Source organism: Streptomyces sp. RK9 (assembly GCF_045070545.1).
In the GTDB taxonomy this organism is placed as follows: domain Bacteria; phylum Actinomycetota; class Actinomycetes; order Streptomycetales; family Streptomycetaceae; genus Streptomyces; species Streptomyces alboflavus.
Window position 1 is genome coordinate 2,011,677 of the sequence record NZ_CP173703.1, and the last position, 22,442, is coordinate 2,034,118.

General features: G+C 73.6%; 21 protein-coding genes. 10 read left to right on the plus strand and 11 right to left on the minus strand.

From position 1 onward, the window contains the following. Nucleotide 1 precedes the first annotated feature (1 nt). Genes AB6L24_RS07890 through AB6L24_RS07900 form a run of 3 tightly spaced genes read right to left on the minus strand, consistent with a single transcriptional unit; the run spans nucleotide 2 to nucleotide 3,130 of the window. The gene (locus AB6L24_RS07890; protein ID WP_405653611.1) at nucleotides 2–1,189 is read right to left on the minus strand and encodes an energy-coupling factor transporter transmembrane component T; all 1,188 of its coding nucleotides are present in this window, start codon (nucleotides 1,187–1,189) and stop codon (nucleotides 2–4) included. Then, a complete protein-coding gene (locus tag AB6L24_RS07895; RefSeq protein ID WP_405653613.1) occupies nucleotides 1,182–1,898 on the minus strand; it encodes an SCO2322 family protein in 717 nt (238 codons plus the stop codon). Before AB6L24_RS07895 ends, AB6L24_RS07890 begins: the two co-directional genes overlap by 8 nt. After that, the gene (locus tag AB6L24_RS07900; RefSeq protein ID WP_405653615.1) at nucleotides 1,895–3,130 is read right to left on the minus strand and encodes a prenyltransferase/squalene oxidase repeat-containing protein; all 1,236 of its coding nucleotides are present in this window, start codon (nucleotides 3,128–3,130) and stop codon (nucleotides 1,895–1,897) included. The genes AB6L24_RS07895 and AB6L24_RS07900 overlap by 4 nt, the downstream gene beginning before the upstream one ends. Before the next feature lie 454 nt (nucleotides 3,131–3,584). Between AB6L24_RS07900 and AB6L24_RS07905 the strand changes: the two genes are divergently transcribed. Beyond that, the gene (locus tag AB6L24_RS07905) at nucleotides 3,585–4,415 is read left to right on the plus strand and encodes an SDR family oxidoreductase (protein WP_405653617.1); all 831 of its coding nucleotides are present in this window, start codon (nucleotides 3,585–3,587) and stop codon (nucleotides 4,413–4,415) included. A 13-nt stretch (nucleotides 4,416–4,428) separates the two neighbouring features. Here AB6L24_RS07905 and AB6L24_RS07910 read toward each other — a convergent pair whose 3' ends face one another. Beyond that, the gene (locus tag AB6L24_RS07910; protein ID WP_405653619.1) at nucleotides 4,429–5,487 is read right to left on the minus strand and encodes an MBL fold metallo-hydrolase; all 1,059 of its coding nucleotides are present in this window, start codon (nucleotides 5,485–5,487) and stop codon (nucleotides 4,429–4,431) included. A gap of 193 nt (nucleotides 5,488–5,680) precedes the next feature. Here AB6L24_RS07910 and AB6L24_RS07915 point away from each other — a divergent pair, with 193 nt between their 5' ends. Together AB6L24_RS07915 and AB6L24_RS07920 are read left to right on the plus strand one after the other, a co-directional pair. After that, nucleotides 5,681–7,159 carry an aldehyde dehydrogenase gene (locus tag AB6L24_RS07915; protein ID WP_405653621.1) on the plus strand — a complete coding sequence of 493 codons (1,479 nt, stop codon included), beginning with the start codon at nucleotides 5,681–5,683 and terminating at the stop codon, nucleotides 7,157–7,159. Next, entirely contained in the window at nucleotides 7,159–7,392 is a 234-nt protein-coding gene (locus AB6L24_RS07920; protein WP_030358469.1) for a ferredoxin, read from the plus strand. Before AB6L24_RS07915 ends, AB6L24_RS07920 begins: the two co-directional genes overlap by 1 nt. A gap of 35 nt (nucleotides 7,393–7,427) precedes the next feature. On the opposite strand, the gene AB6L24_RS07925 is transcribed toward AB6L24_RS07920, so the two are convergent. Next, on the minus strand, nucleotides 7,428–8,063 hold the full coding sequence (locus tag AB6L24_RS07925) for a TetR family transcriptional regulator (protein WP_405653623.1): 636 nt from the start codon (nucleotides 8,061–8,063) through the stop codon (nucleotides 7,428–7,430). A gap of 280 nt (nucleotides 8,064–8,343) precedes the next feature. Between AB6L24_RS07925 and AB6L24_RS07930 the strand changes: the two genes are divergently transcribed. The 3 genes from AB6L24_RS07930 to AB6L24_RS07940 are packed head-to-tail and all read left to right on the plus strand — an operon-like array spanning nucleotide 8,344 to nucleotide 11,626. Then, nucleotides 8,344–9,798 carry a glycosyltransferase family 4 protein gene (locus tag AB6L24_RS07930; protein WP_405653625.1) on the plus strand — a complete coding sequence of 485 codons (1,455 nt, stop codon included), beginning with the start codon at nucleotides 8,344–8,346 and terminating at the stop codon, nucleotides 9,796–9,798. After that, on the plus strand, nucleotides 9,792–10,556 hold the full coding sequence (locus tag AB6L24_RS07935; protein WP_405653627.1) for a class I SAM-dependent methyltransferase: 765 nt from the start codon (nucleotides 9,792–9,794) through the stop codon (nucleotides 10,554–10,556). Before AB6L24_RS07930 ends, AB6L24_RS07935 begins: the two co-directional genes overlap by 7 nt. After that, a complete protein-coding gene (locus AB6L24_RS07940) occupies nucleotides 10,553–11,626 on the plus strand; it encodes a prenyltransferase (protein WP_405653630.1) in 1,074 nt (357 codons plus the stop codon). The genes AB6L24_RS07935 and AB6L24_RS07940 overlap by 4 nt, the downstream gene beginning before the upstream one ends. A gap of 34 nt (nucleotides 11,627–11,660) precedes the next feature. On the opposite strand, the gene AB6L24_RS07945 is transcribed toward AB6L24_RS07940, so the two are convergent. After that, complete coding sequence (locus AB6L24_RS07945) at nucleotides 11,661–11,954, minus strand: hypothetical protein (protein ID WP_405653632.1); 294 nt, start codon at nucleotides 11,952–11,954, stop codon at nucleotides 11,661–11,663. Nucleotides 11,955–12,154: 200 nt separating this feature from the next. Between AB6L24_RS07945 and AB6L24_RS07950 the strand changes: the two genes are divergently transcribed. The 4 genes from AB6L24_RS07950 (at nucleotide 12,155) to AB6L24_RS07965 (ending at nucleotide 16,495) form a co-directional block, all read left to right on the plus strand. Next, nucleotides 12,155–12,688, plus strand: coding sequence for a hypothetical protein (locus AB6L24_RS07950; protein WP_405653634.1), 534 nt, complete (start codon nucleotides 12,155–12,157; stop codon nucleotides 12,686–12,688). A gap of 255 nt (nucleotides 12,689–12,943) precedes the next feature. Next, nucleotides 12,944–14,113 carry a hypothetical protein gene (locus AB6L24_RS07955; RefSeq protein WP_405653636.1) on the plus strand — a complete coding sequence of 390 codons (1,170 nt, stop codon included), beginning with the start codon at nucleotides 12,944–12,946 and terminating at the stop codon, nucleotides 14,111–14,113. After that, nucleotides 14,110–15,726, plus strand: coding sequence for a substrate-binding domain-containing protein (locus tag AB6L24_RS07960; RefSeq protein WP_405653638.1), 1,617 nt, complete (start codon nucleotides 14,110–14,112; stop codon nucleotides 15,724–15,726). The genes AB6L24_RS07955 and AB6L24_RS07960 overlap by 4 nt, the downstream gene beginning before the upstream one ends. Beyond that, nucleotides 15,713–16,495, plus strand: a complete 783-nt coding sequence (locus tag AB6L24_RS07965; RefSeq protein ID WP_405653641.1) for a hypothetical protein — start codon at nucleotides 15,713–15,715, stop codon at nucleotides 16,493–16,495. The genes AB6L24_RS07960 and AB6L24_RS07965 overlap by 14 nt, the downstream gene beginning before the upstream one ends. A gap of 17 nt (nucleotides 16,496–16,512) precedes the next feature. Here the strand turns inward: AB6L24_RS07965 and AB6L24_RS07970 are convergent, their stop codons facing one another. The 5 genes from AB6L24_RS07970 to AB6L24_RS07990 form a co-directional block, all read right to left on the minus strand. Beyond that, nucleotides 16,513–17,532 (minus strand): LLM class F420-dependent oxidoreductase, encoded by a 1,020-nt coding sequence (locus tag AB6L24_RS07970; RefSeq protein WP_405653643.1) that lies wholly within the window; start codon nucleotides 17,530–17,532, stop codon nucleotides 16,513–16,515. Nucleotides 17,533–17,658: 126 nt separating this feature from the next. Next, the gene (locus AB6L24_RS07975) at nucleotides 17,659–18,531 is read right to left on the minus strand and encodes a hypothetical protein (protein WP_405653646.1); all 873 of its coding nucleotides are present in this window, start codon (nucleotides 18,529–18,531) and stop codon (nucleotides 17,659–17,661) included. 280 nt (nucleotides 18,532–18,811) lie between these two features. Beyond that, the gene (locus AB6L24_RS07980; protein ID WP_405653649.1) at nucleotides 18,812–19,825 is read right to left on the minus strand and encodes an N-acetylmuramoyl-L-alanine amidase; all 1,014 of its coding nucleotides are present in this window, start codon (nucleotides 19,823–19,825) and stop codon (nucleotides 18,812–18,814) included. A gap of 10 nt (nucleotides 19,826–19,835) precedes the next feature. Further along, complete coding sequence (locus AB6L24_RS07985) at nucleotides 19,836–20,498, minus strand: class I SAM-dependent methyltransferase (protein ID WP_405653651.1); 663 nt, start codon at nucleotides 20,496–20,498, stop codon at nucleotides 19,836–19,838. A gap of 175 nt (nucleotides 20,499–20,673) precedes the next feature. Continuing rightward, nucleotides 20,674–22,434 (minus strand): MFS transporter, encoded by a 1,761-nt coding sequence (locus AB6L24_RS07990; RefSeq protein ID WP_405653653.1) that lies wholly within the window; start codon nucleotides 22,432–22,434, stop codon nucleotides 20,674–20,676. Nucleotides 22,435–22,442: the final 8 nt, after the last annotated feature.

Sequence of the window (22,442 nt, forward strand, 5' to 3'; positions counted from 1 at the left end):
GTCATGAGGTCTTCTCCTCGGCGTTGCGGCGGGCGCGGCGGGCGTGGGGGGACACGGGTGCCTCGGCGGGCGGCGGCACCGGGGCCACGAACGCCGGGAGCAGGCCGATCAGGACGGCCGCGGCGGGCAGCAGCGGCAGGGTGGGGGCGACCAGCGGGACCACCCCGGGGTGCAGGGCGGCGGCCGCGGCGGACGAGTTCGCGGCGATCATGAGGGCGGCGACCGCGGCACCGGAACCGGCGACCAGCCAGGCCCGCACCCCCCACCGGTCCGGCCGGTAGCGCGTGCGCACCGAACGCCGCCCGCCGAGCCAGAGCCCGCCGAGCGCGGCGCCGAGCCCGACGGCGAGCACCGGCAGGCCGTACGTCGTGCCGTCCGCGGTGAGCAGCCCGTACGTACCCGCGCAGACCCCCATGAGGCCGCCGAGCGTGAGGACCGCCGTCGTCCTGCGCACCCGCGCGGGCACGGCGGCGGTGCGGCCGAAGCCCCGCGCGTCCATCGCCGCGGCCAGGGCGACGGAACGCTCCAGGGCGCCCTCCAGGACGGGCAGGCCGACCTGGAGCAGCCCCCGTACGCCCTTGTCCGGGCGGCCGCGCAGGCGCCGGGCGGCGCGCAGCCGCTGGACGTCGCCGATCAGGTTCGGCGCGAACGTCATCGCGACGACGACGGCCACCCCGACCTCGTAGAGCGCCCCGGGCAGGGACTTGAGGAGGCGGGCCGGGCTGGCGAGGGCGTTGGCGGCGCCCACGCAGATCAGCAGGCCCGCCAGGCGCACCCCGTCGTACAGCGCGAACAGGACGCCCTCCGCGGTGACCCGGCCGCCGATGCGCACGCCCTGCGCCCAGTCCGGCAGCGGCACCTCGGGCAGCGTCACGATGAGGTGGGTGCCGGGGATCGGCGAGCCCAGGACGATCGCGAAGACAAGCCGGATGCCGATGACGACGAGGGCGATCTTCACGAACGCGCCGTAGGAGCGGGCCCACGGCGCGGACGTGCGCCGGGCCGCGACGACGTACCCGGCGACGCCGATGAGCAGCCCGATCAGGAGCGGGTTGGTGGTGCGGGACGCGGCCGTGGCGAGGCCGAGCGCCCACAGCCACCAGGCGCCCGGGTGCAGCGCGTTGGAGCGGTGCGCCTGGGGCGCGAGGCGCCGCCGCGGGACGAGCCGGTCGGCGGACGCGTCAGCCACGGCGGCGGCGGGCCTGCCAGACGGCGGCGGCACCGAGCGCGACGATCGCCGCGACCCCGGCGAGCAGACCCACGGAGGGGCCGCCGTCGTCGCCGTCCCCGGCGTCCTGGGCCGACGCGGTCTTGTCTGCCTTGTCTCCCTTGTCGCTCTTGCCGCCGGACTCCTTGCCGGAGACCTGTTCGCCGCAGCCCTGCTCCGGGTAGCCGGAGATCGCGCACAGCAGCGCGGAGCTGTTGTAGCGCAGCGGCTTGGCGACGGCGGCGAGGGCGTCGGCGGTGGTCCCGTCGGAGTCGACCCGCGCGCACGCCGTACGCCGCTTCGGCGGCTGCTCGCCGCCGGGGGCGTCGTCCGGCGTGCCGAAGTCCACGACGAGCGCGACGCGCTTCTGGCCGTCCTTCGCCGGGGTGTCCGCGCAGATCGTGTCGAAGTCCGCGGCGCCGCGCGGCTTCGCGGCGCTGCCGGAGTTCGCGGACACGGCGAACCGGAAGCCCTCGACGTCGCCGTCGTCGGGCCGGGCGATGGAGGGGCCCTGCGTCGCGTACACCCACGCGCCGTCGCTGCTGCCCTCGCCGCGCTGCCAGAAAGACCAGTAGCGGTAGTCGGCCGCGTGGGCGGGGCCCCCGGCGAGGAGCGCGGCGGGCAGGGTGAGCAGGGCGGTGAGCAGGGCGGCCACCGTGAGGCGGCCGCGCCCCGGGTGGCGCCGGATCACAGCTGGTTCTTCTTCTTGCGGCCGCTGAGCAGGAAGCCGATGCCCGCGCCCGCGACCAGGCCGACGCCGACGATCCACCAGACGCTGACGCCGGAGCCGTCGTCGTCCTTCTTCTCGTCCTTCTCCTTGGCGCCCACGGTGACCTCGCTGATCGCCTTCGGCGTCGGGCCCTGCGCGTTGAGCTGCTTGACGAGGTCGGCGCCGCCGAAGTCGCGGACGTCCATGTCGGCGGCGAGGGCCGCGAAGACCAGCTGGGCGTAGGCGGCGGGGCCGCTCTCCTTGGCCCAGGCGGCGGAGTTCTCCGACAGCCACTCGCCGGACTTCTCGGCCTGCTCCCGCTGGCCCGCCGCGGCGAGCGCGACCACGGCGTCGGCGGTGTTGCCGACGTCCGGCTGGTCCTCGGAGCCGGGCATGGCGGAGGTGAGGTGGCCGGTCTTGGCGAGGGTCTTCAGGAGGTAGCCGGTGCCGTTGGCGGCGGCCTGCCCCGCGGTGTCGGGCTGCGCGCACTTCGGCGCGGCGTCGGCCTTCTTGCCCTTCACGGGCACCAGGCCCTGGCCGAGGCCGCCGAGCACACCGGCCGCGGTGGCGTCGGCGTTCGGGGCGAGCTTGCCGGACTTGGCGTCGGCGAGACCGAAGGCGCCGCCGTCCTTGCCGCAGTCCATGGCGAGCTTCGTGAGCGCGTCGAGCGGCGACTTGCCCTTCTGGGACTTCACGGTCGCGGGCTTGTCGCCGACGGCGGCGAGCGCGCCGATCACGATGCCGGTGGAGTTGGCGTCGCTGGGCAGGCCCGGGTTGTAGCCCCAGCCGCCGTCCTGGTTCTGCACGGACTTCAGCCAGTCGAGGCTCTTCTTGACCGTGTTCGACTCGTTGCCGACGGCGTGCAGCGCCTGGATCGCGGCGGCGGTGGAGTTCGAGTCGACCTGCGTCTTGGAGTTGCAGGGCTCGCTCGCGTCCGCGCGGTACGCCGCGAAGCCGCCGCTCGCGCACTGCTGACCGGTGAGCCAGTCCACGGCCTTCGCGGCCGGGGTGACGCCCACGGTCTTCTGCGCGAGCAGGGCGTACGACTGCCGGAACACGCCGTCGAACTGCGGGTCCTTCTTGCCGTACAGACCGGACGGCAGCGGCCCCTTGGGGGACGGCGAGGCGTCGTCGGCGAAGGCGGCCGGGGCGGCGGCGGTGCCGAGGGCGACGACGGCCACGGCCAGAGCAGCTGCGCTGCGGCGAACGTTCATGATGCGGCGGGTGCCTCTCCCTGCGGGGGGCCGGGCAGCACGGCACGGAGGGGCACCGGGCGGCTCCGGCTCCGTATGCCTCGACGGTGCCGGCCATCGGCACGATCCGATGACGCGAGCCGGTCATGCGGCGGACGAGGCGTTCCGGCTTGCCGCGACGGACTGCTCGCGGCTTCACGGATTGGGGCCTCCCCTGCTCGAGCGAAGCCGAGAGCTTGGGGAAGGGTCAGCGCCGGACTTCCACCGGCTTCCCCTCGTACGCGCATGAGACGACCCGCCCACTCTACCGGCCCGTAGCCCGCCGCCCGGGGCCCGGCACGGCCACCCGCCGCCCCCGCTCCGGCGCGCGCCCCGGCCAGGGGCGTGCCCCCGGGCGCGGTCTGGCAGGGGCAGCCGGGGCGGCGTTACGTTGGCCTGGGCCTCGGGGTACGGGAGTTGAGGGGGAGCACGGATGGTGAGCACTGTGACAGCGCGGCCCTTCGGTCCCGGCGGGCGCGACGGCGTCCGTGTCTGTCTCGTGACCGGCGCCGCGTCCGGCATCGGCCGGGCCGTCGCGCGCCGCCTGGCCGGGCGGGGCCACCGGGTCCTCGGCGCCGACGTCAAGGACACCGACGGCGTCGACATCCAGGCCGACCTGGGGAGCGCCGAAGGGCGGGCGCTGCTCGCCGACGCCGCCGCCGAGCTGGGCGGCGGGCGGCTCGACGCGGTGGTGGCGTGCGCGGGGGTCGCCGCGTACGACCCCATGACCGTGCGGGTCAACGGCTTCGGCGCCATCGCGACGCTCGCGGACCTGCGGCCGCTGCTCGCCGCGGGGCGCGACCCGCGCGCGCTCGCCGTGTCGTCCGTCGCCGCCGTGCACGAGACCGACCCGGCGATCGTCGCCGCCGTCCTCGCGGACGACGAGGAAGCCGCCGTGGCCGCCGCGCGCGCCGCCGTCGACCGCGGCGAGGGGCGGCTCGTGTACGCCTCCGCGAAGCGCGCCCTGGTCCGCTGGGTGCGCCGGGCCTCGGTCACCGACGCCTGGGCGGGCGCCGGGATCCCCCTCAACGTCATCGCCCCCGGCATCATCCGCACCCCGCTCAGCCGCGCCATGCTGGAGAACCCCGAACTCCGCGCCGTCGCCGACGCGGGCGTCCCGATGCCCCTGCACGGCTACGCCGACCCCGAGCAGGTCGCCCCGCTCGTCGACCACCTGATCGCGCCGGAGAACACCCACGTCACCGGCCAGGTGGTGTTCATCGACGGGGGCGCGGACGCGGTGCTGCGGGGGGACGAGGGCTGGTGACGGCTGCGTGCCGCTACGCCCCGCCCGCCACGTACGTCACCGGATCGCTCCCCGCCACGGCCTCCGCCCGCCCCAGCTTCACCAGGCGCCGCAGGTGCGCCTCGGCCTCCGACACCGCGATGTTCCGGGAGCCGTAGGGGATGTCGGCCCAGGGCCTGTTCCACTCCATGCGCTCGGCGAGCTGCCAGGGGGTGCGGGGCTCGGTGAGCAGGGTGCGCAGGTGCGTGAGGCGCTGCTCGTGATGGTCGGTCAACTCCCGTACGCGCGGCCGGGCTTCGGTGAAGGCGTGCTGGTGGGCGGGCAGCACCTCGGCGACGCCGAGCCGCCCGACCCGCTCCAGGGAGTCCAGGTAGTCGCCGAGAGGATCGGTGACGGTGGCGTCGTCGGGGTCCTCGTACAGGCCGATGTGCGGGGTGATGCCGGGCAGCAGGTGGTCGCCGGAGAAGAGGCGGCCGTGCCCGCGCAGCCCGGCCGGGTGGGCCTCCTCCAGGTGCAGGCAGACGTGGCCGGGGGTGTGCCCCGGGGTCCAGATCGCCCGCAGCGCGCGGCCCGCGAGGGGGACGAGGTCGCCGGGCGTGATGGACCGGTCGGGCAGGGCGGGGGCGAGGCCGGGGAGCCGCGGCGTGCGGCCCGCGTCCCGGGCGGCGAGGAGCGGGGCCACGTGCTCGGCGGGGGCGCCGGCGGCGGCGAGCTTGTCCGCCATGTATCCGTACCAGCGGGCGGGCGCGTGCTCGCGGGTGCGCCGCACGACGTCCGCGTCGGCGTCGTGCATCGCGATCCACGCCCCCGACGCCTCCCGCACCTTCGCGGACAGCCCGTGGTGATCGGGGTGATGGTGCGTGATCAGCACCCCGTGCACGTCCCCGACGTCGGCCCCGCACGCGGCGATCCCCGTGACGAGGGTGTCCCACGACTCCGGGTCGTCCCACCCGGTGTCGATCAGGACGGGCCCCCGATCGGTGTCCATGAGGTGTACGAGGGTGTGCCCGAGGGGGTTGTCGGGGATGGGCACCCGAATGCTCCACACACCCCCGCCGTGCGCGAACACGTGCGCCTCGCTCGCCTGCGCCATCCGTTCCCCCTCGCCGCCGGGTGCCTCGCCCCGCCGCCTCCGCCGAGCCCGACTCGGCGCGGGTGCGCGGCCATTGCCCACTATAACTAGAACTGGTATCAGTTCTGAAACGGCGTCAGAAAGTGTGCGACAAGGCGTCCGAGGCGTAGCAGCAGCCGCAGCATTGGCAAGCAGCCGCAGGAGGCAGTCAGTCATGACCGAGCTCGTGGAACACGGACAGCTGTTCATCGGCGGGGAGTTGGTCGACCCGCTCGGCAAGGACGTCATCGAGGTGGTCTCGCCGCACACGGGGGAGGTGTTCGCGCGGGTGCCGCACGCCGCGCCCGCGGATGTGGACCGGGCCGTCGCGGTGGCCCGGAAGGCCTTCGACGAGGGGCCCTGGCCGCGGATGACGACGGCGGAGCGGATCGCGGTCGTCGAGCGGATCAAGGACGGGGTCGGGGCGCGGCACGACGAGATCGCGCGGGTCATCAGCTCCGAGAACGGCACCCCGTACACCGCCTCGGTGATGGTGCAGGCGCTGTCGTCGATGATGGTGTGGGACGCGGCGATCACCACCGCGCGCGGCTTCACGTACGAACAGGCGCGGGACGGGGCGCTGGGGAGGATCCTGGTGCGGCGCGAGCCCGTCGGGGTCGTCGCGGCCGTGGTCCCCTGGAACGTCCCGCAGTTCACCGCCGCCGCCAAGCTCGCGCCCGCGCTGCTCGCCGGGTGCCCGGTGATCCTGAAGACCTCGCCGGAGGCGCCCCTGGACGCGTACGTCCTCGCCGAGATCGCCGCGGAGGCGGGCCTGCCCGAGGGCGTGCTCTCGATCCTCTCGGCCGACCGGGAAGTGAGCGAGTACCTGGTCGCGCACCCGGGCGTCGACAAGGTGTCCTTCACCGGCTCCGTCGCCGCGGGCAAACGCGTCATGGAGGTCTGCGCGCACAACCTCACCCGCGTCACCCTGGAACTCGGCGGCAAGTCGGCCGCCGTGATCCTGCCCGACGCCGACCTCGCGGGCGCCGTCGCCGGCATCGTGCCCTTCGCCTGGATGATCAACGGCCAGGCGTGCGTGGCCCAGACCCGCATCCTGCTGCCGCGCTCCCGCTACGACGAGTTCGCCGACGCCTTCGCCGCCGCCGCGTCCGCCCTGAAGGTCGGCGACCCGATGGACCCCGAGACCGAGCTCGGCCCGCTGGTCGCCGAGCGCCAGCAGCGCCGCTCCCTCGACTACATCCGGATCGGGCAGGAGGAGGGCGCCAAGATCCTCGCCGGGGGCGGCCGCCCCGCCGGGCTCGACCGGGGCTGGTACGTGGAGCCGACGCTCTTCGGCGGCGTCGACAACTCCATGCGCATAGCCCGCGAGGAGATCTTCGGCCCCGTCATCTGCCTGCTCCCGTACGGCGACGAGGACGAGGCCGTGCGCATCGCCGACGACTCCGACTACGGCCTGAGCGGCAGCGTCTGGACCGCCGACATCGAGCGCGGCATCGACGTGGCGCGCCGGGTGCGCACCGGCACGTACTCCGTGAACACCTTCAGCCTCGACATGCTCGGCCCCTTCGGCGGCTACAAGAACTCCGGCCTCGGGCGGGAGTTCGGGCCCGAGGGCTACGGCGAGTACTTCGAGCACAAGATGATCCACCTGCCGCCGGGGTACGAGCCCGCCACCGACGGGGGCGGTGCCTGATGGGCGACCGCTGGCACGTCGAGGTCGACCGGTCGGTGTGCATCGGCTCCGGCATGTGCGTGGGCACCGCCCCGGACGGCTTCACCCTCGACACCGCCCGCCAGTCGCACCCCACGCGCCCCGAGACGGACGCCGCCGAGAAGATCCTGGAGGCAGCCGAGAGCTGCCCCGTCGAGGCCATCACCCTGACCCTGCTCGGCAGCGGGGAGGTCGTGTTCCCGCCGGAGGACTAGGGAGTGTCCGGCGGGCCCCCGGGGGGCGGGGGCCGTCAGGCCGGGTCGGGCACCGTCAGGTCGATCAGACGGCACACCATCTCGATGTCGATCTTGACCTGGGCGATCGAGGCGCGCCCCGAGAGCCAGGTGATCAGGGCGGAGTGCCAGGTGTGCTCGATGACCCGCACCGCGGAGAGCTGCGCCGCGGTCGGCTGTCCGTCCAGGCCCATGGCGTCCAGGACGATCGCCGTGGTGAGCCGCGAGACGGTGTCGACCTCGGGGCTCACCGACCGGTCGGCGAAGGTGAGGGCGCGCACCATGGCGTCCGCGAGGTGCGGCTCGCGCTGGAGGGCGCGGAAGGCCCGCATCAGGGTCTCCGCGACCCGCTCCGCCGGGGTCTCCCCGGCCGGGGGGTGTTTGCGCAGGGTGGTGTGCATGTGCTGCAACTGGTCCTGCATCGTGGCGACGAGCAGGTGCACCTTCGAGGGGAAGTAGCGGTAGAGCGTGCCGAGGGCGACGCTCGACGACTCCGCCACCTCCCGCATCTGGACCGCGTCGAAGCCGCCCCGGCTCGCCAGCTGGGCGCTCGCGTGCAGGATGCGGCGGCGGCGCGCCTCCTGGCGCTCGGTGAGGGGCGGGGACGCCGGATGTGCCGCGCCCGCTCCAGCCGTCTTCGCGTCAGCCGTCATAGTCCCGTCGCCCCGTCAGTCCCGTCAGCGGTGTCCATCGCTTCCGCCCAGTCCCCGTGCCGTTCGCGTCCTGTTCCCGTCCATCGGGACCGCACAGCATGGCAGGGCGGCCGCCGTGGCGCGAATCACCTGATCCGGACCTTCCGGTCCGGCTACCTGCCGGTAGATTCGAGCGGGTCCGGCGATCAAGGACGATCATGACGGGAACAAGTCTGAAACTTGTTCTACATTACCGTCCCGGCGTAATCTCGCGGACAACTGAAGGCAGAAGGGGGCCAGAGTGACCGCTGAGGCCATGGAGGCGGGTCCCCTGCCGGGGCCGGTGCCGGGCACGACACCGGACGTGCCGCCGGGCGCGGCCGCCGACGGCGACCGCCCGCTGCGCATCGCGCTCCTCACGTACAAGGGGAACCCGTTCTGCGGCGGCCAGGGCGTCTACGTACGCCACCTCTCCCGCGAGCTGGTCCGCCTCGGCCACCGCGTCGAGGTCATCGGCGCGCAGCCCTACCCCGTGCTCGACGAGGGCGAGGACCTGCGCGGCCTCGGCCTCACCGAGCTGCCGAGCCTGGACCTCTACCGCTCCCCGGACCCCTTCCGCACCCCGAGGCGCGACGAGTACCGCGACTGGATCGACGCCCTCGAAGTGGCGACGATGTGGACCGGCGGCTTCCCCGAACCGGTCACCTTCAGCCTGCGCGCCCGCCGCCACCTGCGCGCCCGGCGCGGCGAGTTCGACGTCGTGCACGACAACCAGACGCTCGGCTACGGCCTCCTCGGCGACCTGGGCGCCCCCCTGGTGACGACCGTCCACCACCCCATCACCGTCGACCGCCGCCTGGAGCTCGACGCCGCGCCCGACTGGAAGCGCCGCGCCTCGGTCCGCCGCTGGTACGCGTTCACGCGGATGCAGAAGCGCGTCGCCCGCCGCCTGCCGTCGATCCTCACGGTGTCCGGCACCTCTCGCCAGGAGATCGTCGACCACCTCGGCGTCCGCCCCGACCGCATCGACGTCGTCCACATCGGCGCCGACACGAACCTCTTCTCGCCCGACCCGGCGGTGCCCGAGGTGCCGGGCCGGATCGTGACGACGTCCAGCGCGGACGTACCGCTGAAGGGCCTGATCCACCTCGTCGAGGCCCTCGCCAAGGTCCGCACCGAGAACCCCGCCGCGCACCTCGTCGTCGTCGGCAAGCGCGCCGAGGACGGCCCGGTGGCGCAGGCCATCGAGAAGTACGGCCTCGAAAGCGCCGTCGAGTTCGTCAAGGGCATCACCGACGAGGAGCTCGTCGACCTGGTCCGCTCGGCCCAGATCGCCTGCGTGCCCTCCCTGTACGAGGGCTTCTCGCTGCCCGCCGCCGAGGCCATGGCCACGGGCACGCCGCTGCTCGCCACGACGGGCGGCGCGATCCCCGAGGTCGCGGGCCGCGACGGCGACACCTGCCTCGCGGTGCCCCCGGGCGACGCGGGCGCGCTCGCCACGGGCCTCACCCGGCTCCTTGACGACCCGGAGCTGCGGGCGCGGCTCGGCGCCGCGGGCCGGGCCCGGGTCCTCGACAGGTTCACCTGGGCCCGCGCCGCCCAGGGCACCGCGGAGCTGTACCGCGCGGCGATCGAACGCTCCGCGGGCCGGGGTGCCGCCCGCGCGGTGGCCCGCGGCCACGCGCTGCCGACGGCCGGGGCCGCGGCCCGCGGCGAAGTTGCAGGACCTCAACCCGAAAGCAGGGCCACGTGCTGACCGTCGACTTCACCCGCTTCCCGCTCGCCGCGGGGGACCGCGTGCTTGACCTGGGCTGCGGGGCGGGCCGTCACGCCTTCGAGTGTTACCGGCGCGGCGCCCGGGTGGTCGCCCTGGACCAGAACGCGGAGGAGATCCGCGAGGTCGCCAAGTGGTTCGCGGCGATGAAGGAGGCGGGCGAGGCCCCGGCGGGCGCGAGCGCCACCGCCATGGAGGGCGACGCCCTGAACCTGCCCTTCCCCGACGAGTCCTTCGACGTCGTGATCATCTCCGAGGTGATGGAGCACATCCCCGACGACAAGGGCGTGCTCGCCGAGATGGTCCGGGTCCTCAAGCCCGGCGGCCGGATAGCCGTGACCGTGCCGCGCTACGGCCCCGAGAAGATCTGCTGGGCGCTCAGCGACGCCTACCACGAGGTCGAGGGCGGCCACATCCGCATCTACAAGGCCGACGAACTCCTCGCGAAGATGCGGGAGTCGGGCCTCAAGCCGTACGGCACGCACCACGCGCACGGCCTGCACTCGCCCTACTGGTGGCTCAAGTGCGCGTTCGGCGTCGACAACGACAAGGCGCTGCCGGTGCGGGCGTACCACAAGCTCCTGGTCTGGGACATCATGAAGAAGCCGCTGGCGACGAAGGTCGCCGAGCAGGCGCTCAACCCGCTCATCGGCAAGAGCTTCGTGGCGTACGCGACCAAGCCGCACCTGCCCGCCGCCACCGCCACCGACCCGGCCGCCGACACGAAGGCCGGGGCGTGACGATTCCCGAGCGCACCGAACACCTGGTCCTGCCGGGCGTTCTGACGGCCGATCAGGCGACGGCGACGGTCCGCGGCATCCTCGCCGTCCAGCGCGAGGACGGCGCCATACCCTGGTTCCGTGGCCACCACCTCGACCCGTGGGACCACACCGAGGCCGCCATGGCCCTGGACGCCGCCGGCGAGCACGCGGCCGCCGCCCGCGCCTACGAGTGGCTGGCCCGGCACCAGAACCCGGACGGCTCCTGGTACGCGGCGTACGCCGACGGCGACCCGGACGACGTCACCGACCGCGGCCGCGAGACCAACTTCTGCGCGTACGTGGCCGTCGGCGTCTGGCACCACTACCTGAGCACCGGCGACGAGGCGTTCCTCGACCGCATGTGGCCGGTCGTCGTCGCCGCCGTCGAGTTCGTCCTCGCACTCCAGCAGCCCGGCGGCCAGATCGGCTGGAAGCGCGACCCCGACGGCACCCCCGTGCCGGACGCCCTGCTCACCGGCTGCTCATCCGTCTACCAGGCGCTGCGCTGCGCCCTCGCCCTCGCCGACCTGCGCGACGACCCGCAGCCCGACTGGGAGCTCGCGACCGGCGCCCTCGGCCACGCGATCCGCCACCACCCCGAGCGCTTCCTCGACAAGGACCGCTACTCCATGGACTGGTACTACCCGGTCCTCGGCGGCGCCGTCACAGGACCGCGGGCCAAGTCCCGCATAGAGGACGGCTGGGACCGCTTCGTCGTCCCCGGCCTCGGCGTGCGCTGCGTGCACCCCAACCCGTGGGTGACCGGCGGCGAGAGCGCCGAACTCGCTCTGGCCCTCTGGGTATTGGGCGAATCCGACCGGGCCCTGGAGGTCCTGAAGTCCATCCAGCACCTGCGCGACCCCGAGTCGGGCCTGTACTGGACGGGCTACGTCTTCGAGGACGCCGCGATCTGGCCCGTCGAGCTGACCACCTGGACGGCGGGCTCCCTGCTCCTCGCGGTCGCCGCGCTCGGCGGCGACGAGGCGACGTGCGGGGTCTTCTCGGGGACGGCGCTGCCGGTCGGCCTGGACCCGGACTGCTGCGCCTGATCCCCGTCGCCGGTGCGCCGGTCCTGCGCGGCGCTCAGTGCCGCCGCAGCCGCCCCGCGATGAAGTGCCCCGCGAGCAGATAGACGACCGCGGCGAGGCCGTACCCCGCGACCACGCGGGCCCAGCGCTCGTCGAACGTGAACAGGTCGTGCGACCAGCCCGCCAGCCAGCGGGCGACGTCGTGCACGAGCTGCACGAGGTCATTGGCGCGGTTGGCGTCCAGCAGGTCCATCAGGACCCACAGGACGAGGATGAAGGCCAGCACGTTCGCGATGACGGCGACGGCCTTGGCGGCTTCGTTGGTACGGCGGGCTTTGACGGGGGACATGAGGGGCGGGTACCGGGGACCGGGTGGCCGAAACCTGCGGCTCGCGCTGCATCGGCCGGCCAGGACGGTGGTCGTCGGCCGTGGGACGTCCACCCCGCCGGCCGCGCTCCGGTGGCGTGCCCGCCCGCACCGGGTGAGGCTGGCGGCGGCCGCTCCCACCCCGCCCGGCGCCCCGCCAGGCACCCCGCCCGGAGGTCACCGTGCCCCGCTCCCTGCTCCGCGCCCTCGTCCCCCTGCTCCTCTGCGCCCTCCTCGCGGGCACGACGGCGGCGTGCGGCGGCGACGACAAGGACGCCGGCGCGGACCCCACCAGCACGGTCGAACGCCAGAAGCTCGCGAAGACCCGGTTCGTCGCCAACGCGGGGCTCGCCGCCGGGGCCACGTACCAGTGGATCGTGAAGCCCTACCGCGCGGGCACCTTCGCCTCCGGTGCCGACGGCCGCCGCTTCGCCCTCATCAAGGCGGGCCTCGCCGGGGCGTTCACCTACAACCGCCTCAAGGCCGCCCTGCGCAACGCCAAGGGCGACCCGACCCTGGCCAAGGCCGTAGCCCCGCTCACCGCCGGGATCGACGCCCTCAAGGACCTCCCCTCCAAGCTCCGCAAGGGCGACTCCACGGAGTCCGTGGTGAACTCCTTCGACGGCGCCATCACCAAGGTGAAGGACGCGGGCAAGAACGCCGGGGCCGAGGTCACGAACAAGGTGCCGTCGGCGGGGGAGCTGGCCAAGGGGTGAGCCGGCGTTCGGGGAGCCCCCGGCAGGGCTCGCTTCCCCCGCCCACCGAACATGACACCCCGTCATTCCCCCCTGGTTCACGCGGAGTTAGCCACTCCGAGGGTCCCCCTTCGCCCCGGTCCCCGATGATCCTGCCCCCGCCACACGCAGGAGCCCCCGGTGTCCGACGCCAGCAGAGCCGACCGAACACCCAGCGAAGAGCCACGTCTGACCACGCGGCGCCCGACGCGCCGCCGCACCCGGTACCCCCGGCACGTGATCGCGGCCCTGCCGCTCGCCGTGGCGGGCCTGCTCGCGCTCATGGTGTCGGGGAACACCCTGCGCCCCTTCGAGCGGATCACGACGATCGACGGGAAGATGGCGTCGAAGTCGGACTTCTTCAAGGACCCGGAGGTCCAGCGGCTGCTCCTGAGGCACGGGATCCGGGTGGAGATACACCGGCTCGGCTCGCGCGGCATCGCCACGCAGTCGCTGCGAGGCATGGACGTGGTGTTCCCTTCGGGTCAGCCCGCGGCGAAGCTGATCCTGCAGCGGCAGCAGCGCTCGGTGCGCACGGCGCGGCCGTTCGTCACGCCGCTGGTGCTCGGTACGTTCAGGGACTACGCGAAGACGCTGGTGGCGGCGGGCGTGGCGCGCCCGCAGAAGGCGGCGGGCGGCGGGGACACGCTCTACTACGACCTCGACATGCGCGGGTTCCTGAAGCTGATCGAGCTGGAGCGGACCTGGAACGGCGTCGGGTTCAAGGACCACTCGCGGCGCAGCAACGGGGGGCGCGTGCTCGTCCGTACCTCCAGCGTCTGTGAATCCAACGCCGCGGGCACGTACTTGAGCATTCTCGCGTTCGTGAAGAACGGCAATCAGGCGCCCGGCACGGAGCGCAGGCGGGGGTCCGAGCGGCGCGCGGCCGACGACCCGGTCCTCGATGTCGCCGCGCAGGTCAAGCCGTTGATCAACCTCCAAGGGATGGCCGCCGACGAGCAGGCCGACAGCTACTTCTCCGACGAGGGCGAGTCGATAGCGCCGGTCTCCCTCGTCTACGAGCACCAGTTCCTGAAGCATCAGGTGGACCACCAGAAGAAACACGGCGAGCAGGACCGTCGGCGCGTCCTGCTCTATCCCTCCCCGCACGCCCTCACCGAACCAGAGCTGATATCCCTCGGCGAGCAGGGCGACCGCCTCACCGAGCTGATGGAGACCGACGCCGACCTGCGCCGGCGCGCCATCGAACTCGGCTTCCGCGTCCGGTTCTCCGGCGAGGACGGGACGAGCGAGCAGCTGAACGCGTATCTGCGCGACCACGAGGTGCAGGTCCCGACGCCGAACCCGGACCAGACGAAGGTGGACGCCCCCGACCTGAACGCCCTGGAGCGGATCATCAACCACGTGGGCAGCTGCCCGCCCCCCGGACGGGACGACGACGAATGACCCGCACCGGCCGCCGCCTCACGGGCGGGGCGGGCCGCCGCCGAGCCCGGCCCCGCCGCCCCGAACCCCTGCTCGCCCTCGGCCTCCTCCTCGCCGCAGCCACCCTCACCGGCTGCTCCAAGGACGAGCCGCACCATACCCTGCGCGTCCTCGCCAGCCCCGAACTCGCCGACGTGGAGCCGTTGTTGGGGGACCTGGAGGAGGACACGGGGGTCGAGCTGAAGCTGGACTACAAGGCCACCGCCGATCTCTCCGGACCGCTCGGCACCTACGACCTCGCCTGGCCCGCCTCCGACCGCTCGTACCTGCTGCGGCTCCAGGACTCCGGTACGCCCGCCGCCCGGCCCGAGTCCACGGCCATCATGCGCTCGCCCGTGGTCGTGGGCCTGGCCCCGGCCGTCGCCGACCGGCTGCGCCGGGGCGTTCCGGGAGGCCGCCTGTCCTGGGCGGACATCGCCGACGCCGCCGCCGAGGGGTCCCTGCGCTTCGGCATGCCCGACCCGCGGCGCAGCGACACCGGGCGCGCCGCCCTCGTGGGCGTGGCCACGGCGGCCGCGGGCACCGGCGGGGCGCTGCGCGAACGGGACGTGTCCTGCGACCGGCTGCGCGGCTTCCGCTCCGGCCAGACCCTCACCGGCGCCAGCTCCCGCGACCTGATCGACACCTACGTACGCCGCCAGGGCGCCGCCGACGCGCTCATCGCGCACGAGTCGGAGCTGCTCACCCTGAACGCGGCCGGGAAGCTGAAGCGGCCCCTGGAGATCGTGCACCCCGAGGACGGCATGGTCCTCTCCGACTTCCCGCTGATGCTGCTCGACGCGGGCGAGCACAAGGCGTACCGCAAGGTCGTCGACTGGCTGCGCCGGGACGACGTGCAGAAGAAGCTGATGGAGCGCACCTGGCGGCGGCCCGTCAGCCAGGACGTGCCCCGGCCCGCCCGGCTGCGCGCGGAGATCGGCAACGCCCTGTCGTACCCCGACAGGATCGCCGTCGTCCGGCGCCTGATGGACGACTACGGCACGCCCGGCAGCCGCGCGGCCGACCACGTCGTGTTCCTGCTCGACTTCTCGACGTCCATGCGGGGGCGGCGGATGGCGGACCTGCGGGCGGCCTTCGCCGACCTCAGCGGCGCCGATCCGACGGCGACGGGGAAGTTCGCCCGCTTCTACCGGGGCGAGCGGCTGACCGTGGTGCGGTTCGCGGGCCGGGTCCTTCAGGAACGCACCGTGACCGTGCGCGGGGACGGTGACCTGCGGGCGCTCAACTCCTTCGTCGGCAAGGGCGGGTTCGGCGCCGACACGGCCGTGTGGTCGGCGCTCGGCCGTGGCTACGAGGTGGCATCGGACTCGGTCGCCGACCATCCCGAGCAGCCGCTCTCCATCGTCCTGATGACCGACGGCGAGAACAACGCGGGCCGTACGTACGGGGAGTTCACCCGTCGCCACGCCCGCCTCGGCGCCGCCGCCCGCGCGGTGCCCACCTTCCCCGTCCACTTCGGCGAGGCCGACGCGGGCGAGCTGCGGCGGGCCGCCGACGCCACCGGCGGGCGCATGGTGGACGCCAACTCCTCTTCCCTCTCCCAGGCGTTCAAGGAGATCCGTGGGTGTCGTTGACGGCAAGTGGTGGGAACTGTGGTGGCCGTGGGTCACGGTCTGGCTGGCGACGGCGGTGTGCGTGGGCGTCCTCGCGCGGTACGCCGTGGCGCGGTGGGCGCTGGGGCGGCCGGGGCGCGCGTCACGGCGCCGCCGCACCTTCCACGGCATGTGCTTCTACCTGCACGAACAGCGCGTCATGGACCTCTATCAGACGGGCGGGTTCTCGGCGGCCCTGGAGCAGGAGGTGGCCGACCGCACGAACGTGACGTCCGGCTTCGGCCTGTGGGCGAAGGTCACAGGGGCGGCGGGCGCCAAGGCCCGCAGGGACGTGACGAAGGAGCGCTTCACCACCTACGTCCAGCAGAACACCCCGATCACCGTCATCGGCCTGCTCATGGACACGATGCGCCGCGAGGACGCCGTCGTCCACGCCGACCTCACCACCGGTCTGCTCGTCCCCAACCGCTCCCTGGCCGACGCACTGCGCGACAGCGACGACGAGCGGGTGCCGCTGAGCGCCGTCATGTCGGAGTTCGTGTCCGTCACCGGCCGCTTCACGGCCCGCCGCGTCGGCGGCGACGAGGTCGTCCTGCGCGCCCGCTACGGCGAGGGAGCGCCGCCCGCCCACGTCCGCATCACCTGCGCCGCCGACGGCATCCGCCAGGAGTTCCTGAACGAGGACGACTACTTCAGCGGCGAGTTCCAGGCCCGCTGCCTGGGCAAGGTGCGCACCTGGAACCGGGAGGCGGGCGAGCTGACACTGGACGCGGTGGCGATCTTCCGCTGACGCGGGGCCGGGCCTGGCTACGAGTTGAGGTCGGCGAGGGTGCGCAGTGTGTGCGGGTCGGTGGCGAGCACGAGCAGGTCCGTCACCGGACCCTTGCGCCACACCTGGAGCCGCTCGGCGATCCGCCCGCGCGGCCCGACCAGCGAGATCTCGTCGGCGAACGCGTCCGGTACGGCCAGCACGGCCTCCTCGCGCCGCCCCGCGAGGAACAGCTCCTGCACCCGCCGCGCCTCCTCCTCGTACCCCATCCGCCCCATCAGGTCGGCGTGGAAGTTGCGGGCCGCGTGCCCCATGCCGCCGATGTAGAACCCGAGCATGGCCTTGACCGGCAGCAGCCCCTCGCCCACGTCGTCGCAGACCGTGGCCCGCACCAGGGGCGCCACCATGAACCCCTCCGGCAGACCGCCGTCGCCGCCGAGCGACGCCTCGTACACATCGGTCCGCGTCGGCGACCAGTACAGCGGCAGCCAGCCGTCCGCGATCCGGACGGTCTGCGCGATGTTCTTGGGCCCCTCGGCGCCGAGCAGTACGGGCAGGTCGCCGCGCAGGGGATGGGTGATCGACTTCAGCGGCTTGCCGAGACCGGTGCCGTCGTCGCCCGGGTAGGGCAGCGGGTGGAACCGTCCGTCCAGGGCCACGGGCCCTTCCCGCGCGAGCACTTGCCGTACGACGTCGACGTACTCCCGCGTCGCGGTGAGCGGCGACTTCGGAAACGGACGCCCGTACCACCCTTCCACGACCTGCGGCCCCGAGAGCCCGAGCCCGAGCAGCATCCGGCCCCCGGACAGGTGGTCCAGGGTGAGGGCGTGCATGGCGGTGGCGGTGGGGGAGCGGGCCGCCATCTGCGCGACAGCCGTACCGAGCCGTATCCGGGAGGTGTGCGCGGCGATCCATGTCAGCGCCGTGAACGCGTCCGACCCCCAGGCCTCCGCCGTCCACACCGAGTCGTACCCGAGCCGTTCGGCCTCCTGGGCGAGCGCCAGGTGCCGGGCTTCGGGGCCGCGGCCCCAGTATCCGAGCGCGAGCCCGAGCCGCATGGATCCTCCAGGGAGCAGACCAAGGAAGCTGACGGTGCATCAGATGTGGGTCGACTGGAGGAGGGTACGCCAGCGGCCCCCCGCCCGGAAGGGGCGAGGGGCCGCTGAGGTGCTGCGGGTGTGGGCTCAGCCGCGCTGGATGCCCGTGGTGTCCTGCAGGACGCCGCGACGGCCGTCCTGCGTCTGGGCCACCAGGCTCTGGCCGCGCTGCTCCACGGCCAAGTACCAGGTGCCGGGGGCCAGTTCCGCGATCGGGGTCGGCGAACCGTCCTCGGCGTACAGCGGACGGGGCACCGGCACGGCGAACCAGAACGGGGAGAAGTCCCCGGCCGGGGCGCCGGCCTGCTGCGCCTGGGCGGGCGGCGGCGTCTGGCCGCCACCCTGCGGCTGGCCGCCGTAGGGCTGCGCCGGGGCGGCGGGCTGGCCGCCGTACGGCTGGCCCGGCTGCGGGGCGCCCTGCGCGCCCGGGTAGCCGTAGCCACCCTGCGGCTGACCGCCGTAGGGCTGCGGGGGCTTGGGGCCACCGGCGCCCGCGAGGGGGGCCTTGAGGGCGGGGACGATGTTCGTGGCGACGGCGGCGGCGGCCAGGACCAGCGTGGCGATCAGGCCGAGGATCAGGCCCATGCCGGCGTCGGGGGACTCGGCGCCACCGCCGAAGGGGCCGCCTCCCTCGAAGAGGAAGCCGAAGGACTGGTCCGTGTCGAAGATCGCGCCGAGCGAGCTCCAGGCGGCGGCGATGCTGAAGACGACACCGACCTGCCCCAGCTCCAGGCCGACGACCTTGCGCTGTCCCATGCCACGGCCCACGACGATGAGCGCGGCGCCGATGACGCCGAGCAGGTACACGCTCATCAGCAGGTTGCCGTTGTCCCAGGCGATCGGCAGCTTGTCGCTGTCGGAGCCGTCGGAGTCAAAAGTGTCGAGGAACGAGGCGATGAAGAGCAACACCGCTGCTCCGATCACCACGCCGTCGCCTCGAGTGAGGGAGCGGAAATTCACTTCAGGTCCTTCGTCAGTCGTCTCGTCGGTAGAGGCGTCGCTGTCGCTGTGGTCGCGGTCGTGTCGCGGTGCGCGAAGCGCGGGGGTGGCCCCTCATCGTAGGGAGGACACTATCCTCCGGTCAGCCGGGGTGTCTGCTTGGGATAAAGATCGTCACTCAGTGAAGATCTGCCGGTTGCCGTCCCGTGACGAGACGGCGTCGAACACATCACGACATGGGGCGATAGCCCGGAATCAGCCCCCCTCAGGCACCGGAATCACGCCCGGCACCCGCCTGTGTCTACCCGCGAAGGAAGCTCTCGATGCCGTCCGAGAGCCCCTGGGCCGCCTTCTGCCGCCAGACGCCGCTCGTCAGCAGGGCCTCGTCCTTCGGGTCGCGCATGTTGCCGCACTCGACGAACACCTTCGGCACCTTCGACAGGTTGAGGCCGCCGAGGTCACCGCGGACGTCGAGGCCGGTGCCGTCGCCGACGTAGTTGGAGGGGGCGCTCTTGGTGGCGTTCAGGAACTTGCCCGCGATGCGCTCGCCCAGGTCGCGCGAGGGCCCGACGATCGCGGTGGTGTCCGCGGCGCCGCCGCGCACCTTCGCGGGCAGGATGACGTGGAAGCCGCGGTTGCCGACGGCCGAGCCGTCCGCGTGCAGGGACACCACGGCGTCCGCGCGGGCCTCGTTGCCGATCCGGGCGCGCTCGTCGACGCACGGCCCGAAGGGGCGGTCGGCGTCGTGCGTGAAGCGGACCGTGGCGCCCTGCCGGTGCAGCAGGTCGCGCAGGCGGTGGGCGAGGTCCAGGGTGAACCGGGCTTCCGTGTAACCCCGGTTGGTGGACGTGCCCGTGGTGTCGCACTCCTTGGAGTTCGTCCCGATGTTCACCTGCCGGTTGATCTCGGCGGTGTGCTTGAAGTTCCCCGGGTTGTGCCCGGGGTCCACCACGACGACCTTGCCCTTGAGGGGGCCGGACGCGGCGGGGCGGCCCCCGGCGGGGCGTTCCGACGGCTCGGGGGCGTCGCCGGGCTTCGAGGACTTCGAGGACTTCGACGGCTTGTCGGGCTTCGGGGACCGCGCGGACTTCGTCGCGTCCCCGCTCGGCTTCGAGGGCGAGCCCTGCTCGGAGCGGCTCGCGGACGGCAGCGTTCTGGCCGGTTTGCCGTCGTCGGAGTCGCTCGCGGTGTCCCAGAGGAGATAACCGGCGAGGGTGCCGGGCACGAGCACGGCGAGGGCGACCGCGAGCGGGCGGCCACCGCGGAAGCGGCGGGGCGGGCGCGGTGGATGACTGTCCGGACCTACGTACGACACGGGAGCGAGCCTAGTCCCGCCGCAGGGAGCCCGCGCCGGTTCGGCGCAGGACGCGGAGCGAGTCCGTGGCCGAGATCTCCGTGAATGCCCCGGATTCCAGGGCCCGCAGATAGATCCGGTACGGGGCCTGCCCGGTCCACTCGTCCACCGGGTCGGGGAACACGTCGTGGATGACGAGAAGACCGCCCTCCGCGACGTGCGGCGCCCACCCCTCGTAGTCCGCGTTCGCGTGCTCGTCCGTGTGGCCGCCGTCCACGAAGACGAGCCCGACCGGTGTCCGCCACACCGCCGCGACCTGCGGGGAACGGCCCACCACGGCGATGACGTGGTCCTCCAGACCGGCCCGGTGCAGGGTCCTGCGGAACGTCGGCAGCGTGTCCATGCGGCCGAGCTCCGGGTCGACCGTCGCCGGGTCGTGGTAGTCCCAGCCGGGCTGCTGCTCCTCGCTGCCCCGGTGGTGGTCGACCGTGATCACGCTCACGCCGGCGGCGCGGGCCGCGTCCGCGAGCAGGATCGTGGAGCGGCCGCAGTACGTGCCGACCTCAAGGAGGGGCAGCCCGAGTGCCGCGGCCTCGGTGGCCGCCGCGTACAGGGCGAGGCCCTCCTTCACGGGCATGAAGCCCTTCGCGGCCTCGAAGGCGTCGAGAACGTCAGGACCGGGCTCGACGGCCATGGGTTCCTCCTCGGGGCGGGCGCGTGGGGGCCCGCGGGGTGCGCGTTGCGAACGGGGCCGCGCGCGGGGACGCGCGGGGCGCCCCATCGTGCACCACACCCCCGTCATGGGGGTGACGGGGGTGCGGTGGTTCGGGTGGTGGCGGGGGCGCCGGTCCCGGGGTGGGACTTCGGCCTCAGGCCAGGACTTCGCTCTCGCCCGGCAGGGCCAGGTCGACCTCCACCGGCCGCTCCCCGCCGGGGTGGGCGGCGGACGAGGCGTGCGGCGCGTGCCCCGCGGCCGTCGCGGCGAGGACGTAGGACCCGTCGGACGGGACGTCGAGGGCGTAGCGCCCCTCGCCGTCCGTCAGCGCGGCGCCCGCCTGCTTGCCCCGCTGGTCGATCAGCGTGACCTTGGCCCGCGCGACCGGCGCGCCGGAGGCGGCGAGCACCCGACCCTGGAAGCCGCCGAGTGCCCGCGCGGCCCTCTCGATGCCCGCGTCCTCCTCGCTGCTGGCCCGCAGTTGCGGCTTGGCCTCGGCGGGCGCGCGCCCGCGGCCCGGCAGGAACAGGGCGAGCAGGAGGCCGATGGCGACCGCGCCGGTGGCGATGAGGAAGGAGGTGCGGAAGCCCTCCATGGTGGGTACGTCGACCGGTCCCGCGTGGGTCGCGGTGTTGGCGAGCACCATGCCGATCACGGCGCTCGACACCGACGTGCCGATGGACCGCATCAGGGTGTTGAGGCCGTTGGCCGCGCCGGTCTCGGACGGGTCGACGGCGCCGATGATCAGGGCGGGCAGCGAGGAGTAGGCGAGGCCGATGCCCGCGCCGACGATCACCGCGATGACGATGGTCTGCCAGGCGGCGCTCATCAGGCCGAGGCCCGCGCCGTAGCCGATCGCGATGATCAGCAGGCCGAGGATCAGGGTGATCTTCGGGCCGTACTTCGCCGAGAGGCGCGCGTACACCGGCGCGGTGAACATCATCGTCAGGCCGAGCGGCGCGACGCACAGACCCGCGACGACCATGGACTGGCCGAGGCCGTACCCGGTGGACGTGGGCAGTTGGAGGAGCTGGGGCAGGACGAGCGAGATGGCGTAGAAGGCGACGCCGACCATGATCGAGGCGAGGTTGGTGAGCAGCACCTCGCGCCGTGCGGTGGTGCGCAGGTCCACCAGCGGTGCCTTCAGGCGCAGTTCCATCACGCCCCACAGGAGCAGGACGGCGGCCGAGGCCCCGAAGAGCCCGAGGGTCAGGCCCGAACTCCAGCCCCAGTCACTGCCCTTGGTGATGGGGAGCAGGAAGAGCACGAGGCCCGCGGACAGACCGAGGGCGCCGGCCACGTCGAAGGTGCCCTCGGCCCGCAGCGGGCTCTCCGGCACCAGGAAGAAGATGAGGACCATCGCGAGGACGCCGAGGCCCGCGGCCCCGAAGAACAGCGCGTGCCAGTCGGTGTGCTGGGCGACGAGGGCGGCCGCGGGCAGGGCGAGTCCGCCGCCGACGCCGATGGACGAGCTCATCAGGGCCATCGCGGAGCCGAGCTTCTCGCGCGGCAGCTCGTCGCGCATCAGGCCGATGCCAAGGGGTATCGCGCCCATCGCGAAGCCCTGCAGGGCACGGCCGACGATCATCACGAGCAGGTCGTCGGTGAACGCGCAGACCAGGGAGCCGACGACCATCACGGCGAGGCTGGTGAGCAGCATCCGGCGCTTGCCGAAGAGGTCGCCGAGGCGGCCCATGATCGGCGTGGAGACGGCGCCCGCGAGCAGGGTCGAGGTCATGACCCAGGTGGCGTTGGAGGGTTCGGTGCCGAGCAGCGTCGGCAGGTCCTTGATGACGGGGACGAGCAGCGTCTGCATGACGGCGACGACGATGCCCGCGAAGGCGAGGACGGGGACGACGCCGCCGGTGCCGCGCGTTGCGCGGTCACCGCGGGGGTGGGTCGTCGCGTGGGACATGGGCGTGC

Coding starts and splice junctions, on each gene's coding strand:
- AB6L24_RS07900 (WP_405653615.1), bottom strand. CDS start 3,130: ATGAACGTTCGCCGCAGCGCAGCTGCTCTGGCCGTGGCCGTCGTCGCC.
- AB6L24_RS07910 (WP_405653619.1), bottom strand. CDS start 5,487: ATGGCGCAGGCGAGCGAGGCGCACGTGTTCGCGCACGGCGGGGGTGTG.
- AB6L24_RS07915 (WP_405653621.1), top strand. CDS start 5,681: ATGACCGAGCTCGTGGAACACGGACAGCTGTTCATCGGCGGGGAGTTG.
- AB6L24_RS07920 (WP_030358469.1), top strand. CDS start 7,159: ATGGGCGACCGCTGGCACGTCGAGGTCGACCGGTCGGTGTGCATCGGC.
- AB6L24_RS07925 (WP_405653623.1), bottom strand. CDS start 8,063: ATGACGGCTGACGCGAAGACGGCTGGAGCGGGCGCGGCACATCCGGCG.
- AB6L24_RS07945 (WP_405653632.1), bottom strand. CDS start 11,954: ATGTCCCCCGTCAAAGCCCGCCGTACCAACGAAGCCGCCAAGGCCGTC.
- AB6L24_RS07960 (WP_405653638.1), top strand. CDS start 14,110: ATGACCCGCACCGGCCGCCGCCTCACGGGCGGGGCGGGCCGCCGCCGA.
- AB6L24_RS07970 (WP_405653643.1), bottom strand. CDS start 17,532: ATGCGGCTCGGGCTCGCGCTCGGATACTGGGGCCGCGGCCCCGAAGCC.
- AB6L24_RS07985 (WP_405653651.1), bottom strand. CDS start 20,498: ATGGCCGTCGAGCCCGGTCCTGACGTTCTCGACGCCTTCGAGGCCGCG.
- AB6L24_RS07990 (WP_405653653.1), bottom strand. CDS start 22,434: ATGTCCCACGCGACGACCCACCCCCGCGGTGACCGCGCAACGCGCGGC.